Annotated in this window: 18 protein-coding genes and 1 other RNA gene; 4 read left to right on the forward strand and 15 right to left on the reverse strand. The window is 52.6% G+C overall.

Going from position 1 to position 18,429, the window contains the following annotated elements; genetic code table 11:
• Nucleotides 1-77: 77 nt before the first annotated feature.
• The 6 genes from gcvH to BM427_RS09870 form a co-directional block, all read right to left on the reverse strand.
• Entirely contained in the window at nucleotides 78-467 is a 390-nt protein-coding gene (gene gcvH, locus BM427_RS09845) for a glycine cleavage system protein GcvH (protein ID WP_090121211.1), read from the reverse strand.
• Nucleotides 468-493: 26 nt separating this feature from the next.
• Nucleotides 494-1,588, reverse strand: coding sequence for a glycine cleavage system aminomethyltransferase GcvT (gene gcvT / locus BM427_RS09850; protein ID WP_090121212.1), 1,095 nt, complete (start codon nucleotides 1,586-1,588; stop codon nucleotides 494-496).
• A gap of 422 nt (nucleotides 1,589-2,010) precedes the next feature.
• Complete coding sequence (gene ubiI / locus BM427_RS09855; RefSeq protein WP_090121214.1) at nucleotides 2,011-3,213, reverse strand: FAD-dependent 2-octaprenylphenol hydroxylase; 1,203 nt, start codon at nucleotides 3,211-3,213, stop codon at nucleotides 2,011-2,013.
• Nucleotides 3,214-3,228: 15 nt separating this feature from the next.
• Nucleotides 3,229-4,407, reverse strand: a complete 1,179-nt coding sequence (gene ubiH, locus BM427_RS09860; RefSeq protein WP_090121215.1) for a 2-octaprenyl-6-methoxyphenyl hydroxylase — start codon at nucleotides 4,405-4,407, stop codon at nucleotides 3,229-3,231.
• On the reverse strand, nucleotides 4,404-5,717 hold the full coding sequence (pepP, locus tag BM427_RS09865) for a Xaa-Pro aminopeptidase (RefSeq protein ID WP_090121217.1): 1,314 nt from the start codon (nucleotides 5,715-5,717) through the stop codon (nucleotides 4,404-4,406). Before pepP ends, ubiH begins: the two co-directional genes overlap by 4 nt.
• Nucleotides 5,718-5,755: 38 nt before the next feature.
• Nucleotides 5,756-6,334, reverse strand: a complete 579-nt coding sequence (locus BM427_RS09870) for a YecA/YgfB family protein (RefSeq protein ID WP_139234400.1) — start codon at nucleotides 6,332-6,334, stop codon at nucleotides 5,756-5,758.
• A gap of 227 nt (nucleotides 6,335-6,561) precedes the next feature.
• Here BM427_RS09870 and zapA point away from each other — a divergent pair, with 227 nt between their 5' ends.
• The 3 genes from zapA (at nucleotide 6,562) to BM427_RS09885 (ending at nucleotide 7,734) form a co-directional block, all read left to right on the forward strand.
• Nucleotides 6,562-6,891 (forward strand): cell division protein ZapA, encoded by a 330-nt coding sequence (gene zapA / locus BM427_RS09875; RefSeq protein ID WP_090121220.1) that lies wholly within the window; start codon nucleotides 6,562-6,564, stop codon nucleotides 6,889-6,891.
• A gap of 41 nt (nucleotides 6,892-6,932) precedes the next feature.
• Nucleotides 6,933-7,116: non-coding RNA, 6S RNA (gene ssrS / locus BM427_RS09880), on the forward strand.
• 21 nt (nucleotides 7,117-7,137) lie between these two features.
• Nucleotides 7,138-7,734: a 5-formyltetrahydrofolate cyclo-ligase gene (locus tag BM427_RS09885; protein ID WP_090121738.1), complete on the forward strand. Its 597-nt coding sequence runs from the start codon at nucleotides 7,138-7,140 to the stop codon at nucleotides 7,732-7,734.
• 43 nt (nucleotides 7,735-7,777) lie between these two features.
• On the opposite strand, the gene serA is transcribed toward BM427_RS09885, so the two are convergent.
• Both serA and rpiA read right to left on the reverse strand, forming a co-directional pair.
• Complete coding sequence (gene serA / locus BM427_RS09890) at nucleotides 7,778-9,010, reverse strand: phosphoglycerate dehydrogenase (RefSeq protein ID WP_090121221.1); 1,233 nt, start codon at nucleotides 9,008-9,010, stop codon at nucleotides 7,778-7,780.
• A gap of 267 nt (nucleotides 9,011-9,277) precedes the next feature.
• Nucleotides 9,278-9,937 carry a ribose-5-phosphate isomerase RpiA gene (gene rpiA, locus BM427_RS09900; protein ID WP_074772853.1) on the reverse strand — a complete coding sequence of 220 codons (660 nt, stop codon included), beginning with the start codon at nucleotides 9,935-9,937 and terminating at the stop codon, nucleotides 9,278-9,280.
• 164 nt (nucleotides 9,938-10,101) lie between these two features.
• Between rpiA and argP the strand changes: the two genes are divergently transcribed.
• Entirely contained in the window at nucleotides 10,102-10,995 is an 894-nt protein-coding gene (argP, locus tag BM427_RS09905; protein WP_090121225.1) for a DNA-binding transcriptional regulator ArgP, read from the forward strand.
• A gap of 51 nt (nucleotides 10,996-11,046) precedes the next feature.
• On the opposite strand, the gene BM427_RS09910 is transcribed toward argP, so the two are convergent.
• The 7 genes from BM427_RS09910 to BM427_RS09940 form a co-directional block, all read right to left on the reverse strand.
• On the reverse strand, nucleotides 11,047-11,787 hold the full coding sequence (locus tag BM427_RS09910; RefSeq protein ID WP_090121227.1) for an oxidative stress defense protein: 741 nt from the start codon (nucleotides 11,785-11,787) through the stop codon (nucleotides 11,047-11,049).
• Nucleotides 11,788-11,881: 94 nt separating this feature from the next.
• Nucleotides 11,882-12,517: an arginine exporter ArgO gene (gene argO / locus BM427_RS09915; protein WP_090121229.1), complete on the reverse strand. Its 636-nt coding sequence runs from the start codon at nucleotides 12,515-12,517 to the stop codon at nucleotides 11,882-11,884.
• Between the two features lie 138 nt (nucleotides 12,518-12,655).
• A complete protein-coding gene (gene mscS, locus BM427_RS09920; RefSeq protein WP_090121231.1) occupies nucleotides 12,656-13,516 on the reverse strand; it encodes a small-conductance mechanosensitive channel MscS in 861 nt (286 codons plus the stop codon).
• Nucleotides 13,517-13,699: 183 nt separating this feature from the next.
• A complete protein-coding gene (gene fbaA, locus BM427_RS09925; RefSeq protein WP_074772841.1) occupies nucleotides 13,700-14,779 on the reverse strand; it encodes a class II fructose-bisphosphate aldolase in 1,080 nt (359 codons plus the stop codon).
• A 201-nt stretch (nucleotides 14,780-14,980) separates the two neighbouring features.
• Nucleotides 14,981-16,144, reverse strand: a complete 1,164-nt coding sequence (gene pgk, locus BM427_RS09930) for a phosphoglycerate kinase (protein ID WP_090121233.1) — start codon at nucleotides 16,142-16,144, stop codon at nucleotides 14,981-14,983.
• A gap of 48 nt (nucleotides 16,145-16,192) precedes the next feature.
• Complete coding sequence (gene epd, locus BM427_RS09935) at nucleotides 16,193-17,212, reverse strand: erythrose-4-phosphate dehydrogenase (RefSeq protein WP_090121235.1); 1,020 nt, start codon at nucleotides 17,210-17,212, stop codon at nucleotides 16,193-16,195.
• A gap of 342 nt (nucleotides 17,213-17,554) precedes the next feature.
• Nucleotides 17,555-18,304, reverse strand: coding sequence for a phage antirepressor KilAC domain-containing protein (locus BM427_RS09940; protein ID WP_090121237.1), 750 nt, complete (start codon nucleotides 18,302-18,304; stop codon nucleotides 17,555-17,557).
• Nucleotides 18,305-18,429: the final 125 nt, after the last annotated feature.

Raw genomic sequence — 18,429 nt, forward strand, 5'->3', positions numbered from 1 at the left:
CGGAAATTATCTGAATACGCCAAAGCATTCGCGTTGCAGGAAGCCAACTCGCCTGCAACGTGAAGGATGACGCGTATTTACTCGTCTTCTAACAGTGCGGCGTATGCCGTTGCATCCAGCAGCGCAGCAACTTCCGATTCGTCATTGGCTTTGATTTTGAATATCCAGCCTTCACCGTACGGCTCGCTATTAACCAGCTCCGGAGAGTCATTCAGCGCATCGTTAACAGCTATGATTTCACCGCCGATCGGCGCGTAGATATCAGAAGCGGCTTTTACCGATTCGGCAACGGCGCAGTCATCGCCAGCGCTAACGGTTGTGCCCACTTCCGGCAGGTCGACAAACACCATATCACCCAGCAATTCCTGAGCATGTTCAGTGATGCCAACGGTATAGCTACCATCTACTTCTTTGCGCAGCCATTCGTGTTCTTTGCTGTATTTCAGTTCGCCCGGTACGTTGCTCATCTCATTCTCTCCAGATAAAAATTACGTTACGCGACAGCTTTGCCGTTGCGCACAAAAACAGGTTTGGTCACTTTGACCGGCATTTCGCGGTTACGGATCTGCACAATTGCCGTTTCGCCAATCCCCGCCGGAACGCGTGCCAGTGCAATACTGTAACCAAGCGTCGGCGAGAAGGTCCCGCTGGTGATCACACCTTTTTGCACGTTGCCGTGCGCGTCAGTAAAGTGCACCGGTAACTCATTACGCAGCACACCTTTTTCCGTCATTACCAGGCCAACCAGCTGTTCAGTGCCTTTTTCGCGCTGTTGCTCCAGCGCTTCGCGGCCAATGAACTGGCGCTCCTGCGGTTCCCAGGCAATGGTCCAGCCCATATTGGCAGCCAGCGGAGAGATGCTTTCATCCATCTCCTGGCCATACAGATTCATGCCCGCTTCCAGGCGCAGCGTATCGCGCGCGCCGAGTCCACAAGGTTTTACGCCCGCGTTCAGCAGATCCTGCCAAAAATTGACGGCTTTTTCGTTCGGCAAAGCAATCTCGTAACCCGCTTCACCGGTATAGCCCGTGGTCGCGATAAACAGGTCGCCTGCTTCTACGCCAAAGAACGGTTTCATTCCCTCAACCGCTCTGCGCTGCGCATCAGTAAACAGGGTGGTGGCTTTCGCCTGCGCGTTTGGCCCTTGAATCGCGATCAGCGACAGATCGTCACGGACGGTGATCTCAATGGCAAAAGGTTCGGCGTGTTGGGTGATCCAGGAGAGGTCTTTTTCGCGGGTAGCGGAGTTTACAACGAGGCGGAAGAAGTCTTCGGTGAAGTAGTAGACGATCAAATCGTCAATCACGCCGCCCGAGGCATTCAGCATACCGGTGTATAAGGCTTTGCCGGGCTTAGTGAGTTTGGCCACATCGTTCGCCAGCAAATATTGCAGAAACTCCCGGGTGCGACTGCCTTTCAGATCGACGATGGTCATGTGTGAAACATCGAACATCCCGGCATCGTTGCGCACCGCATGGTGCTCATCAATCTGCGAGCCGTAATGCAACGGCATCATCCAGCCATGGAAATCCACCATGCGGGCACCGCATAGCGTGTGTTGTTCATACAAAGGGGTCTGCTGAACCATCTTGTCCTCGTTGAATAAGCTGTGCTATCACGTTTTTCGGCGGCGTTCATTTCGCCAAAACGACCAGCATCAACGGCCATTTCGGACGCCGACGCAAACGTTATCTTTTGCCTGAACTTAACACCGAAAGCGACACTTAACCATAAGAGAAAATGGGCCATCACATTAGCTTATGACCTATTTAGCTAAAAATAGCAAAAGAGTTTTATGCTGAAATTAACCGAAAAACACCCTATAAATCATCATTAAATCGACAATATTGCACCCTGTTTCAATATTTCACTCCACGAAAGCATCATTTTTCCCGCAGTGAGAAAAATTACACATGAGTAAATCTAATCCGAAAAATGAGGTGAAATTAGAATATTTCAAATGAGGCAGAGAGCCCCCTTCCCGTTTGCGGGAAGGGAAATGTGACGGGGTTAACGTAGCCACTCTGGAAGGTCATTCAGGCCGAGCGCCTGGCGCAGCAGTTGTGTTTTTACCCCAGGAAGGGTATCCGCCAGTTTCAGACCAATATCACGCAACAGCTTCTTCGCCGGGTTCGACCCGGCAAACAGCTCGCGGAAGCCCTGCATTCCGGCCAGCATTAGCGCCGCACTGTGCTTACGGCTGCGCTCGTAGCGACGCAGATAGAGATGCTGGCCGATATCTTTTCCTTCGCGGCGAAGACGGCGCAGCTCGGTAATCAATTCCGCAACATCCATAAAACCCAGATTCACACCCTGTCCGGCCAACGGATGGATAGTATGCGCAGCATCGCCCACCAGCGCCAGACGATGGCCAGCGAAGTGGCGCGCATAGCGGCCGGTTAGCGGATAAACCTGGCGCTCGCTTTCCACACGGCACAGACCAAGACGATTATCAAAGGCCACGCACAGCGCCTGATTGAACGTATCATCGCTAGCCTGTTGAAGCGTTTTCGCTTGATCCGGCGGCAGCGACCAGACTATTGAGCATAGATGCGGATCGTTCAGCGGCAGGAATGCAAGGATACCGTCGTTATCGAACACCTGCCGCGCTACGGCCTGATGCGGCTCCTCGGTGCGAATGGTTGCCACCAGCGCATGGTGGTGATAATCCCAGAAAGTTAGCGGAATATCCGCTTTGTTACGCAACCAGGAGTTTGCGCCGTCAGCCCCAACCACCAGCCGGGCAGTGAGCATCGTGCCATCTTTTAAGGTGAGAAACGCGTCGTTCTCGCCCCAGGCCACCTGCTGTAATTCGGCGGGGGCAATTATAGTGACATCCTGACACTGCTTAGCTTTATCCCACAGGGCCTGATGAATCACAGCATTTTCAATAATATAGCCAAGATGAGGATAGCCCATGCTTTGGTCGTCAAAGGTAATACGGCCAAAGCTGTCTTTATCCCACACTTCCATGCCGTGATAGCGCCCCGCGCGATGGGCAATGATGTTTGACCACACGCCAAGATGCGTCAGAAGTTTTTCGCTGGCGGCGTTAATCGCCGATACGCGCAACGCCGGTGGCGCATCTTCCGCCAGCGGCTGCGGAACATTCTGCTCCAGCACCGCAACCCGTAAACCGCTCCCTTGCAACCCGCAAGCCAGCGCCAGACCCACCATGCCGCCGCCGACAATCGCAACATCAACATTCTGCACTCTTTGCTCCTTTGATTAACGGGCCACCCAACCGAGGGTACGCTGCGCCAGCACATCGCGCGCCGGGGTAAATAGTTCCATCGCCATCAGCCCGATATTTCGCCCGACGACAAGCGGTGCCCAGCGGTTGGCAAACAGATGCACCAGCCCGTCGGTAACCCCTATGGTGGTGTTTTTATCCGCCTGACGCTGATGACGGTAGCGCGTCAGCACCGGATAACAGCCGACATCTTTCTGCATAGCCCATGCCTCCGCCAGCGTTTCCGCCAACGTCATCACATCGCGCATGCCGAGGTTAAACCCTTGTCCGGCGATAGGATGCAGCGTCTGAGCCGCATTGCCGACCAGCACCGCGCGATGAGATATCGGCGACGACGCGTTAGTCAGCGTCAAAGGATAAACGCTGCGTTTTCCGGCGTGTTCAATACGTCCCAGGCGCCAGCCGAACGCTTTTTGTAGCTCATGGCAAAAACGTTCGTCAGACCAGCCAATCACCTGCTGCTGTTTTTCCAGAGGATGACACCACACCAGTGAACAACGATCCTGCGACATGGGCAACATCGCCAGCGGCCCATGCTCGGTGAAACGCTCGAATGCACGTCCCTGATGCGGAACAGAGGTGGTAACGTTAGCGATGACGGCGGTCTGGTGATAGGAGGTTTTCTGCCAAAGGATGCCCAGTTGCTCGCCCATGCCCGAACGGGAACCGTCCGCCGCAACCAGCAATTGACCAATAATCAGCTCGCCGTTTTCCAGAGTTACAGATACCTGCTGCTCATCACGGGTAAAACTGCTGACCCGATTGGGGCAATGCAGCGTCACGCCCGGCGCATTTTGCAGCAGAGTAAATAGCCGCTGGCCGATATCATGCAGTTCAACCACCTGCCCCAACGCATCAAGGTGATAATCCTGCGCATCCAGCGTGACAAAACCGGCGTGACCACGATCGCTGACGTGAACGGTCGAAATGGGCGTCGCACAACGCGCTATCGCCTGCCAGATCCCGACGCGCGCAAGCTGCTGGCACGTGCCTGCCGCCAGCGCAATGGCACGAGCATCAAAACCAGGGTGATGGTGGGAACCGGGCGCGGTGGCCTCCACCAGGTGAACCGGTAATTTTCCCCGCGTCAGATGTGAAATGGTCAGCGCGAGCGTCGCACCGACCATGCCGCCGCCAACAATAATCACACTCATGAACGGCTCACCGCCATCAGCGCTTCGATATCATCCGCCTTTTTAACTACGCTGGCGGTGAGATTCTCGTTACCCTCTTCGGTAATAACGATGTCATCTTCCACGCGAATGCCAATGCCGCGATACGGCTCAGGAACATCCGCATCCGGAGAAATATAAAGGCCCGGCTCAACGGTCAGCACCATGCCTGGTGCCAGCACACGGGAACGCTCCTGGCCGTAAACACCGACGTCATGAACATCCAGCCCCAGCCAGTGACTTAACCCGTGCATAAAGAATGGACGGTGGGCATTTTTAGCAATCAATTCATCGACTTCACCCTGTAAAATGCCAAGCTTCACCAGGCCGGTAATCATAATGCGCACTACTTCACTGGTGACAGCCTGAATGGAGGTTCCCGGACGGAACAGCTCCAGCGCACGTTCCAGCGATGCCAGCACAATGTCGTAAATTTCACGTTGCGCCGGGCTGAACTTCCCGTTTACCGGGAAAGTGCGGGTGATATCCCCGGCGTATCCCATGTATTCACAGCCAGCATCAATCAGCACTAAATCGCCGTCCCGCATCTGGCTTTCATTTTCGGTGTAATGCAGGATACAGCCGTTCTCCCCCGAACCTACAATGGTGTTATAGGACGGGAAGCGCGCGCCGTGGCGGTTAAATTCATGCTGAATTTCACCTTCAAGCTGATATTCAAACAGGCCCGGACGGCAGGCCTGCATCGCGCGGGTATGGGCCAGCGCGGAGATTTCACCCGCACGACGCATCACCTCGATCTCTTCGGCCGATTTAAATAAACGCATCTCGTGGACGATCGGGCGCCAGTCAGTCAGCGTGGCGGGCGCACACAGGTTCTGCCGCGCGCCTTTGCGCAGCTTCTCCAGCGCAGTGAACAGGATGGTATCCGCATACTTATACTCGCCCTGCGCGTGATAAACCGCGTCAAGGCCATTGAGCAGTTGGTAAAGGTGCGTATTGATCTCCGGGAATGCTAGCGCACGGTCGACACCCAGCTTTGCTGGCGCAGCCTCCTGACCAAGACGGCGGCCAAACCAAACCTCGGCGGTTTTATCACGCACGCGGTTGAACAGCACGCTATGGTTGTGGGTGTCATCGCTCTTTATCAGCACCAGCACCGCTTCTGGTTCGTTAAAACCGGTGAAGTACCAGAAATCGCTGTTCTGTCGATACGGGTATTCACTGTCTGCGCTGCGGGTTGCTTCCGGCGCGGCAAATATCAATGCTGCGCTACCGGGAACCATCTGCGCCAGCAATGTCTGACGACGACGGAGAAACTCAAGCTGTGTCATGACACCTCCTTCCTACAAGACGAATAATGCAAGACAAATTAATGTAACGTCGGCTTACGCACTTCCGGCGCGGTCGGCTGCGGGTGCGTGAACGTATCGTGACACAGCAGCGCAGCGACGCGGACGTATTCGATGATCTCTTCAAGCGACATTTCCAGCTCTTCTTGATCTTCGTCTTCGTCATAACCTAACTGTGCGATGTTACGCAAATCGTCAATCGCTTCTCCGGTTTCGCCAGCTACTTTGTCGAGCTTCGACTGCGTGACACCTAACCCAAGCAGGAAATGGTTTACCCAGCCGGCCAGCGCATCAGCTCTGTCGAAAACGCTAACGTCATCACCCTCCGGCAAATAGAGCTGGAACAGAAAGCCGTCGTCTTCCAGTGAATCGCTGGTTGCAGCATGCATTGCCCGCAATGCCTGTGCCAGCTCATGACCAAAAGCCAGCCCCTCGTTAGTTAAATCATGCAGCAGCGGCTGCCAGGAGCTGTCATTGTTGCCACCGCAGAGCATCCCCGCGATAAGCCCATGCATTTCGGCAGGAAGCAGCCCCACGCCCTGTTGGTTGAGCAACTGGCCTACATCGTTGTAACCAGGTATTTCGTTCTGTATAGACATACGCATTCGTCGTCGTTGGGGGAAATATTCATGATATGCTATCACTTTGGCCCCTGGTGATATACCTGTGATGCTTCACGTTACATGCCATTGCATGTGGCGTGAGTAATTAAGGTATAGACGCAAAAAACTTGAAAGTACTCACCAGGCTAGCTTATAGTGTCGCCCCTTCGCAGCCCAGGACTCGGATGCGGAGGCAGAGCGCAGTCAAACAGCAGGAAGGTGGCATGTCTGCACAACCCGTCGATATCCAAATTTTTGGTCGTTCACTGCGAGTGAACTGCCCGCCTGAACAGAGGGACGCGCTTAACCAGGCTGCGGAGGATCTGAATCAGCGGTTGCAAGATCTGAAAGTTCGCACTAGAGTCACAAATACTGAGCAGTTGGTGTTTATCGCCGCGCTGAATATCAGCTACGAGCTGGCTCAGGAAAAAACAAAAACCCGCGAGTACGCAGCCAACATGGAACAGCGTATCCGAATGTTACAGCAGACCATCGAACAAGCATTGCTTGATCAGGGTCGCATAACAGACAGGCCGGGACCTAAGTTTGAATAACACTTCAGGATCAACTGTGGTAGAGTGATCGTGAAGACAAAATTTCTCTGAGATGTTTGCAAGCGGGCCAGTCCCCTGAGCCGATATTTCATACCACAAGAATGTGGCGATCCATGGTTGGTGAGCATGCTCGGTTCGTCCGAGAAGCCTTAAAATCATGACGACGCATTCACCTTGAACCAAGGGTTCAAGGGTTACAGCCTGCTGCGGCATCTCGGAGATTCCCTTCTTTTTCTGCCAAAAACCATGACGCAATTTCCTGATTTTCCCTCGTCGCGACAAGAAATCCGCAAAGTTATCCGCCAACGTCGGCGTGAGCTAAGCAGCGGGCAGCAGGCACATTTTGCCCAGCAGGCCGCTGCACGCATGATGGCGTATCCTCCCGTCGTGATGGCGCATACCGTGGCTTTGTTTCTCTCTTTCGACGGTGAACTGGATACTCAGCCGTTGATTGAACAACTCTGGCGCAGCGGAAAACGTGTTTACTTGCCGGTGCTACACCCGTTTAGCACGGGCAATCTGCTCTTTCTGCATTATCATCCGCACAGCGAACTGGTGATAAATTACCTGAAGATTCAGGAGCCGAAACTGGATGTGCGTGATGTCCTGCCGCTTAATCAGTTGGATGTGTTGGTTACGCCGCTGGTGGCGTTCGACGAACAGGGCCAGCGTTTAGGTATGGGCGGCGGTTTTTATGATCGCACTCTCCAAAACTGGCGCGCTTATGGCTTACAGCCCGTGGGCTACGCGCATGACTGCCAGGGCGTTCAGGCTCTGCCGGTGGAAGAGTGGGATATTCCGCTACCTGCGGTCGTCACACCATCAAGAGTGTGGGAGTGGTAATAGGTTTCCCTCTCCCTTCCGGGAGAGGAAAACACAATACTTATCAGAACAGCAAACGTGAGCGAATCGTACCGGGAATAGCTTTCATGCTCTGCAATGCTTTTTGCGCGACGTCTTCATCCGCTTCGATATCAACCACGACATAACCCATATACGGCGTTGTTTGCAAATACTGTGCCGCAATGTTGATATTCTGGCTGGCGAAGATTTGGTTGAGTGCAGTCAGCACGCCTGGACGGTTTTCGTGGATGTGCAGCAGACGACGGCCACCGTGCATCGGCAAAGAAACCTCCGGGAAGTTAACTGCCGACAGCGTAGAACCATTGTCAGAATATTTAATCAGTTTGCCTGCCACTTCAAGACCGATATTTTCCTGCGCTTCTTGCGTCGAACCGCCGATGTGCGGCGTCAGCAGCACATTGTCAAATTCGCACAGCGGGGAATCAAACGGGTCGCTGTTGGTAGCAGGTTCCGTCGGGAAGACGTCAATTGCTGCACCGGCCAGATGTTTGCTTTTCAGCGCATCGCACAGCGCAGGAATATCAACCACAGTACCGCGAGAAGCGTTGATCAGCAGCGCGCCCGGCTTCATCAATTTCAATTCTTCGACGCCAATCATATCTTTGGTTGACTGAGTTTCCGGCACATGCAGGCTCACTACATCGCTCATGTTCAGCAGATCAGAAAGATGCTGTACCTGCGTGGCGTTGCCCAGCGGTAGTTTGCTTTCGATATCGTAAAAGAAGACATGCATCCCCAGCGATTCCGCCAGAATGCCCAACTGCGTACCGATATGACCATAACCGATAATGCCGAGCTTTTTACCGCGCGCCTCGTAGGAACCGACCGCCAGTTTGTTCCAGATCCCACGGTGCGCTTTCGCGTTCGCTTCAGGAATACCGCGCATCAGTAGCAACAATTCGCCAATAACCATTTCCGCCACGGAACGGGTGTTGGAGAACGGTGCATTGAATACCGGAATACCACGCTTTGCGGCGGCGTCCAGATTCACCTGGTTAGTACCAATACAGAAACAGCCCACAGCGACTAACTTTTCCGCCGCTGCGATAACATCTTCAGTCAGTTGAGTACGGGATCGTAGGCCGATAAAGTGGGCATCACGGATGGACTCTTTAAGTTGTTCGGTGTCCAGCGCGCCTTTGTGGAATTCGATATTGGTGTAACCCGCTGCACGAAGATTATCCAGTGCTTTCTGGTGCACCCCTTCGACGAGCAGAAATTTAATCTTGTCTTTCTCCAGTGATACCTTTGCCATTTACCCGACCCTGTATTTTGTCTTGACTGTGATGTTGTGCGAAATGCAGTTTGCTTCAGTCAACATATCAAAAAAAACTATTGCAGCAATATGAACGTTTGCGTACGCACTCTGAAGAAATGTCATCCAGCAGTAAACGGCAGATAAAAATGCTGTTAAAGCATCCAATGATGGCAGGTAGTGCAAAGACAGAAGATAAATGTGACAGATATCACCAAATTTGCCGTTAGCTTTTTTTTGCAGGGAGACGAGCGCCTCCCCGTCAGATCATTTTATGATGGTTTTCACGCCGTCGGCGGTGCCGATCAGCGCCACATCCGCGCCACGGTTGGCGAATAACCCTACAGTTACTACGCCCGGGATGCTATTGATGCTGTTTTCCAGCGCAATCGGATCGATGATCTCCAGACCATAAACGTCGAGGATCACATTGCCGTTATCGGTGACAACATTCTGACGATATTCCGGGCGGCCGCCCAGCTTCACCAGTTGACGCGCAACGGCGCTCCGAGCCATCGGGATCACTTCGACTGGCAAAGGGAATTTCCCCAGGATATCAACCTGCTTGGATGCATCAGCAATACAGATAAATTTATCCGCCACCGAGGCGATAATTTTCTCACGCGTCAGCGCTGCGCCACCGCCTTTGATCATCTGCATCTGACCGTTGATTTCATCCGCGCCATCAACGTAGATACCCAATTTATCCACTTCATTGAGATCGAACACGGTAATGCCAAGACTTTTCAGTTTTGCGGTGGAAGCATCCGAACTGGAAACCGCGCCTTCGATCTGGCCTTTCATCGTGCCGAGCGCATCAATAAAGTGCGCCGCAGTGGAGCCAGTGCCTACGCCGACAATGGTTCCGGGCTCAACATACTTGAGTGCCGCCCAGCCCACTGCTTTTTTGAGTTCATCCTGCGTCATGGTCGTTCGCCTGTGGTGTGAAATTTCAGGCGCATTATAGACCACGCGTCCCCTAAATGTCCCTGTGACCAGTGTCACATTACGCGACGTCCAATTTCGTCTGATTCTAATAAAAATTTATGTCATAGTGCTGAGTAATCATTTTTCAGGAGATTGACCGAGTAATGAAACGTCCGGACTACAGAACTTTACAGGCGCTTGATGCGGTCATTCGTGAGCGTGGCTTTGAGCGTGCCGCGCAAAAACTGTGCATTACTCAGTCCGCTGTGTCACAGCGCATAAAACAGCTCGAAAACATGTTCGGCCAGCCATTGCTGGTACGTACTGTTCCGCCGCGTCCCACCGAACAAGGGCAAAAACTGCTGGCGTTGTTGCGTCAGGTCGAACTGCTGGAAGAAGAGTGGCTGGGCGATGAGCAAACGGGCTCAACGCCGCTGCTATTGTCGCTGGCGGTCAATGCCGACAGCCTGGCCACCTGGCTGTTGCCAGCGCTGGCGCCGGTACTGGTTGATTCTCCCATCCGGCTGAACTTGCAGGTTGAGGATGAAACCCGCACCCAGGAGCGACTGCGCCGCGGTGAGGTGGTTGGCGCGGTCAGTATTCAGCCGCAGGCGTTGCCAAGTTGCCTGGTCGATCAACTTGGCGCACTGGATTATCTGTTTGTCGGTTCCAGAGAGTTTGCCGAACGCTACTTTCCCAATGGCGTGACGCGTTCGGCGCTGTTAAAAGCACCGGCAGTGGCGTTCGATCATCTGGATGATATGCATCAGGCATTTTTACAACAGTATTTTGATTTACCGCCAGGCAGCGTGCCCTGCCATATCGTGAATTCATCGGAAGCATTTGTGCAACTGGCACGCCAGGGCACGACCTGCTGTATGATCCCGCACCTGCAAATTGAGAAAGAATTGAAGAGCGGCGATTTGATCGATCTGACACCTGGCCTGTTACAGCGCCGCATGCTCTACTGGCATCGCTTTGCGCCGGAAAGCCGGATGATGCGCAACGTTACGGATGCATTGCTGGCGTATGGGCACAGGGTATTACGGCAGGATTGAGCAGCAACCCTCTCCCCGAGCGGGAGAGGATGAACAACTTGACTTGGCTGCTTACTTCGTCGCAGTTGCTGCTGGCTGCTCAGCCTGAGCAGGCTCAAGCTGAAACACTACATCAACCTGATCGTCAAACTGAATCGTCGGCTGTTCGTAAGTTTCCTGTGCAGAAACCGGCGCAGCATCCGCTTTCATCATCCGCACCATTGGGCTGGGCTGATAATTAGAAACATGGTAGCGAATGCTGTAAACCGGGCCGAGTTTGGCATTGAAACCGGCGGCCAGTTGCTGCGCCTGACGAGTCGCATCATCAATTGCCGCTTTGCGTGCTTTATCTTTGTAAGACTCTGCTTGCGCAACGCCCAGCGACACGGAGCGAATCTCGTTCAGACCCGCTTTCAGCGCGCCATCCAGTAGTGAGTTAAGCTTATCCAGCTCGCGCAATGTTACTTCAACTGTACGCACAGCACGGTAGCCTTTCAGGATGCTTTTGCCGTTCTGGTAGTCATAATCTGGCTGGGTGCGTAAATTTGCGGAATTAATGTCTTTTCTGGCAATACCATTGTGCTCAAGAAAACTCAGGTATTGCGCAACGCGGTCATCGGCCTGCTTTTTCGCTGATGCAGCGTCTTTTGCGGCAACGTTTACTTCAATCGCCAGCGTGGCGATGTCCGGAGTTGCATCCACGCTTGCCGTGCCTGAGGTGACAATATGCGGGCCGTCAGGCAATTCGTTTGCCTGTACCACCATTGCGCTCAAACCGACTACCGCCGCCAGGGCCATCACTTTAAATTTCACAGTTGCTCCTCCATGTTGCGTTAATACGTCCAAATACGCAGACGCCTTGGCAGCAAGCTTAGCGGCTCAGTGTCAATTGTCCATCGGACTTACCCTAACTGAATAATCCCTGTACATGATGGATACCTTCACGCGCCAGCCGGAAGGCAATAAACCACATCACCAACCCAACCATGGTGTTAATTATCCGCTGCGCTTTCGCCGTGCGCAAACGAGGAGCGAGCCAGGCGGCGAGCAACGCAAGGCTGAAGAACCACAGGAAAGAAGCGCTCACTGTTCCCAGTGCGAACCAGCGCTTTGGTTCTACATCCAGTTGGCCACCAAGGCTACCAAGCACCACAAAGGTGTCGAGATAAACATGCGGGTTGAGCCAGGTTACCGCCAGCATAGTCGCAATGATACGCCAGCGCCCCTGACGCAAAGCTTCGGCGCTTGCAAGTTCGAGGTTACTGTTTAGTGCCGTTTTTAGTGCGCCATAGCCGTACCATAGCAGAAACGCCACACCGCCCCAGGTCACCAGCGCAAGCAGCCACGGGGATTGCATCAGCAGCGCGCTTCCGCCGAACACGCCTGCGCAGATCAGCACCATATCGCTCATCGTGCATAAAAAAGCGGTCATGATGTGATACTGCCTGCGGATCCCCTGGTTCATCACAAAAGCGTTTTGCGGCCCAAGTGGCAGGATCAACGCAGCCCCAAGCATAACTCCTTGAAGGTAATAAGATAACACGTCGTAATTCCGTCAAATTGTTTCGGAAGCAGACTATAGCGCGAGAATATTATTAGCGGAAATTGATAATTCTAATCGTTAAGTAATAATACTAATATTGATGAGCAAAAAGAAGGCCGACAGCGTCGGCCCCACATTTTACTGCTCTGCCTGCCCGTGGGAACGTTTGAGGTTTACGTCCATCTGCGGGAACGGGAAACTAATACCATTCTCGTCAAAGCGACGTTTGATCAACTCCAGCACATCCCAGTAAACGGCTTGCAGATCGCTGCTTTTACTCCAGACACGTACCACAAAGTTAATGGAGGACGGCCCCAGTTCATTCAGACGTACCGTCATTTCACGATCTTTGATGATGCGTTCATCTGCCTGGATAATTTCAGTCAGGACGCGTTTCACCTGGTCGATATCAGAATTGTAAGCCACACCAATAATAAACTCGTTGCGACGCACCGGCTCACGAGAGAAGTTCACGATATTTCCGGCAATGATTTTACCGTTCGGAATCACTACTATACGCCCGTCTACCGTACGCATGGTGGTGGAGAAAATCTGCACCTGCAACACTGTTCCGGCAACGCCGCCCAAATCGACATATTCCCCCGAACGGAACGGGCGGAAAGTCACCAGCAGCACACCAGCCGCGAGGTTCCCAAGCGCCCCCTGCAACGCCAGACCGATGGCTAAACCGACGGCACCCATTACGGCAATCACCGAGGCTGTTTGCACACCGACGCGGCCCAGTGCGGCAATCACGGTAAAGGCAATAATGCTATAGCGCACCAGCGCAGAGAGAAAATCAGCTACGGTGACGTCGATCTGTTGTGCCACCATCACGCGATGAACCGTATTTGAGACAATACGCGCCACAATCATACCGACAATAACGATAGCAATAGCCGCCACAATGTTAACGGCATAGCTCAACAGCAGCGCCTGATTGTTTACCAGCCACGAGCCTGCGTCGTTAATGCTGTCAACAACGTTAAGATCTTCCATTCGATCTTCCTTATATCTGTTGTTCCAAAATGGGCCCCCCTTTGAGCAGGAGAGATTCCTAAAGAGTAAACAAAAAGCCTCATTTATGACAAGTTGATCACACGTTATGCTCGACGCAGCCTATTGAATAAGAAATAAAAAAGGCCCGCATCTTGCGGACCTTTTCAGATAAAGCAGCGAAAATTACAGAACGTCTACTGCGTTCAGTTCTTTGAAGGCCTGCTCCAGACGAGTCACCATGCTGGTCTGCGCTGCACGCAGCCATACACGCGGATCGTAGTATTTTTTGTTCGGCTGGTCAGCGCCTTTCGGGTTGCCCAGTTGGCCTTGTAAGTAGCCTTCGTTTTCTTTGTAATACTTCAGGATACCTTCCCAGGTCGCCCATTGGGTGTCGGTATCGATGTTCATTTTGATAACGCCGTAGCTTACGGAGTCTTTGATTTCCTGAGCAGTAGAACCAGAACCGCCGTGGAATACGAAGTTCAGGCTGTTGTGCGGCAGGTTATGTTTTTTGGAAACATATTCCTGAGAGTCACGCAGGATAGTCGGGGTCAGTTTCACGTTACCCGGTTTGTACACACCGTGTACGTTACCGAAGGAAGCTGCGATGGTGAAACGCGGGCTGATTTTGTTCAGTTCAGTGTAGGCGTAATCAACATCTTCCGGCTGGGTGTACAGTGCAGAAGCGTCCATGTGGCTGTTGTCCACACCATCTTCTTCGCCACCGGTACAGCCCAGTTCGATTTCCAGAGTCATGCCCATTTTAGACATACGCGCCAGATATTTGGAGCTGATGGCAATGTTCTCTTCCAGAGACTCTTCAGAGAGGTCAATCATGTGAGAAGAGAACAGCGGTTTACCGGTTGCTGCGAAGTGTTTTTCACCCGCGTCCAGCAGACCGTCGATCCACGGCAGCAGTTTTTTCGCACAGTGGTCAGTGTGCAGAATGACCGGCACGCCGTAATGTTCTGCCATCTGATGGACATGATGCGCGCCAGAGATTGCGCCCAGGATTGCCGCGCCCTGAGGCACGTCAGTTTTCACGCCTTTACCGGCAATAAACGCAGCACCGCCGTTAGAGAACTGAACGATAACCGGCGCTTTAACTTTGGCTGCAGCTTCCAGAACGGCGTTGATGGAATCAGTACCCACGCAGTTAACCGCTGGCAGAGCAAAGTTGTTTTCTTTAGCTACCTGGAACACTTTCTGAACGTCATCACCAGTGATCACGCCAGGTTTTACGAAATCAAAAATTTTAGACATGTACGTAGTCCTGTATCTTCGGCCGTTTCTGCTCGTCATAATTCGAGCTGCCAGAGCGTTGGCTTCTCTCGACCCTCCCGTTACTCACTATGGCAAGTTTCTGGAGTTTCGCTGCGCCACCACCTTCCTGCAGCGCGAATTATTTAGAGCAACAATTGAATCATTTTGAAAAACAGGCGGGGTTATCCCGCCTGAACAATTTTACTTCTTAGCACGCTCTTCGAGCATGGCGACTGCAGGCAGAACTTTGCCTTCCACGAATTCGAGGAATGCGCCGCCGCCAGTAGAGATGTAGGAAATCTTGTCAGCGATACCGAACAGGTCGATAGCGGCCAGCGTGTCGCCGCCGCCAGCGATAGAGAACGCGTCGCTGTCTGCGATAGCGTTAGCAATGATTTCAGTACCTTTACGGAAGTTCGGGAATTCAAACACACCAACCGGACCATTCCACAGAATAGTTTTGGCATTTTTCAGGATTTCAGCCAGTTTTTCAGCAGAGGCATCGCCCAGATCCAGAATTTGCTCATCATCTTTGATGTCGTTTACGGATTTCAGGGTTGCCGTTGCGGTTTCAGAAAACTCGGTGGCAACGCGAACATCAGTCGGAACCGGAATATCGCAAGTGCCCAGCAGGCGTTTTGCTTCGTCAACCAGGTCAGCTTCGTACAGGGATTTACCTACGTTGTGCCCCTGAGCAGCAACGAAGGTGTTAGCGATACCGCCACCGACGATCAACTGGTCAGCAATTTTGGACAGCGAGTCCAGAACGGTCAATTTAGTGGAAACTTTAGAACCGCCAACAATAGCAACCATCGGACGAGCCGGTTCTTTCAGGGCTTTACCCAGTGCGTCCAGTTCGTCAGCCAGCAACGGGCCTGCGCAAGCTACGTCAGCGAATTTGCCGATACCGTGAGTAGAAGCCTGTGCACGGTGAGCAGTACCAAATGCATCCATCACGAATATGTCGCACAGCGCAGCGTATTTTTTCGCCAGCACTTCGTCGTCTTTCTTCTCGCCTTTGTTGAAGCGAACGTTTTCCAGAACAACCAACTCACCGGCAGCAACTTCAACGCCATCCAGGTAATCTTTAACCAGACGTACCGGGTTGGAGAGTTTGTCTTTCAGATAGTTAACAACCGGCAGCAGAGAGAATTCTTCGTTGTACTCGCCTTCGGTCGGACGACCCAGGTGGGAAGTTACCATCACTTTCGCACCCTGCTTCAGCGCCAGTTCGATAGTTGGCAGGGAAGCGCGGATACGTGCGTCGCTGGTGACTTTGCCATCTTTAACCGGCACGTTCAAATCAGCACGGATGAAAACGCGTTTACCAGCCAGATCCAGATCGGTCATCTTAATTACAGACATGGTGAATCCTCTCAATGATTCTTAAAGTTTTGCGAGCGCTGTCGCGCTCTACCTGAAACCAATAGCCGCCATTGCTAACGTCGTGTCGAGCATCCGGTTAGCAAAGCCCCATTCGTTGTCGCACCACACAAGGGTTTTAATAAGGTGCGCACCACTTACCCGCGTCTGTGTACCATCAACAATGGCGCTGTGCGGATCGTGATTAAAATCGGTTGAAACCAACGGTAATTCCGTATAATCAACTATACCATGAAATGTCCCACTCGCTGCTTTTTGCAGCAACATGTTGACTTCCATAGCTTTTACAGGCTTTTTCACCGTTACGCTCAGATCGATCGCGGTCACGTTAATTGTCGGTACGCGCACCGCTATCGCTTCAAATCTGTCATTAAACTGCGGGAAAATTCGCGAGATGCCCGCCGCCAGTTTGGTATCCACCGGAATGATCGACTGACTGGCCGCACGTGTGCGCCGCAGATCGGGGTGGTAAGCGTCAATCACTTGCTGGTCATGCATCGCGGAGTGAATGGTTGTCACTGTTCCTGACTCAATGCCATAAGCATCGTCGAGCAGTTTTATGACCGGAATAATACAGTTTGTCGTGCAGGAAGCATTAGAGACCAGAAGGTCTTCAGAGCGAAGGGTTTCCTCGTTGACGCCGAAAACAATTGTTGCGTCGAGATCGTGGCTACCTGGATGGGAAAAGAGCACTTTTTTCGCGCCCGCCGCCAGATGCGCCTCGCCATCCTCACGGTTACCGTATACGCCGGTACAGTCGAGCACCACATCGACACCCAGTTCGCGCCACGGCAGTGCTGCAATGGAACGCTCATGCAGGATGCGAATTACGTCGTCTCCTACAAACAATTGCTCGAGTTCCTGGCGCACATCCCAGGCAAAACGCCCATGGCTGGTGTCATATTTCAATAAATGCGCCATGCCCACAGCATCGGCCAGTTCATTGATTGCCACCACAGTGATTTCCGCCCGACGCCCGGATTCATATAAAGCACGAACCACGTTGCGCCCAATGCGACCGAAACCATTAATCGCTATGCGTACGGTCATAATTCTCCTGCAAGGCTCGCTGGCCTGAAGTGGATGACAGAGTAATCCAGCCACCACAGAAGGGGAATCCTCGCCTGCCTTAAACTGCGTCTGTTTGGTTAATTGTCGAACATTTAATCGACTGAAACGCTTCAGCTAGAATAAGCGAAACAGGGAATAAAAGGAATGATTGTCCAGACGGTTTCGCCAGTAATCTGACTTGCATCACATTTTCGCAGGAATAATCGGCGTACCAGGAACTACGTTCGCGAGGAAAATAACTGACAGCAAGAGGATAAGCGCGACAAAGCGTCCCTGCATGAGAGGTTGATTAAGAAAGGCAAAATACTTTGCTGGCGCTGATTAAAACCAGCTATGCTCCGGCGCCTTCGGCTCGGTGCGTTCTGCGCGCGGCATTTCAACCGGCAGCGAAGAGAGTTGCTTAGCCCACAGATCGGCCACCCACTTCACGCCCTTCGCAGTGAAGCGCGCCTGAGACCAGTTACGTTTGTTTTCGCCGACGCCGCCATGGACGGTCAAGTAGCCTGCATCAATATGGTACTGCTGCGGCATTAACGTACCGTTTACACGCTGCATAATATTGCGTTCAAGCAAAAAGCGTCGAAAAAGAGACTCTTTCACTCGCAGCATCTTACAAAGTTGACGAAAACCAAGTGACTCTTCAACACTCACATAATGGTCAAAAAACGCCGCCTTAGGGGCTGAGAGAGCAAGCAACGCTTCCGCCCGCTGACGTTTTTCGTACTGCTCAGCCCAGGCACGCGCAGCAGCAGCCGGGTTCGTAAAATCGGGCAGACTGATAAGCTTCTCTTTCTCCTGCCAGCGATCGAGCATTTCTGCCGTAAAGGCCGGCGAGAGGCGCGAAACTGTAAGCAGTGAGTCCCGTTTATTCAGCAAAAATTCTTGTCGCATCTCACCTTCTCGCTCGTACGGATGCTCATGCACCGGCTGGGAAAGCCGATGCGCGGTTTCCAGGCTTTTCACCATTCGCTTCACTTCACCATGAGTCACGCCTGTCAATGTTGCGATTTCACGGCTACTGATTGTCGCCACCACAGGCTGCAAACTGAGATTTTCACCAGGGATTATCATAGGTTCACTCCTTACTCACTCTCACCTTGGATAATTTGCAGGTTTATTATACAGATAACTGGATGTATATCCAGTATATTTTTTATGCACAAATGAATACCGTTTTGATCGAGTTACTAAGAAGG

The organism is Kosakonia arachidis (genome assembly GCF_900116535.1).
Taxonomy (GTDB): Bacteria; Pseudomonadota; Gammaproteobacteria; order Enterobacterales; family Enterobacteriaceae; genus Kosakonia; species Kosakonia arachidis.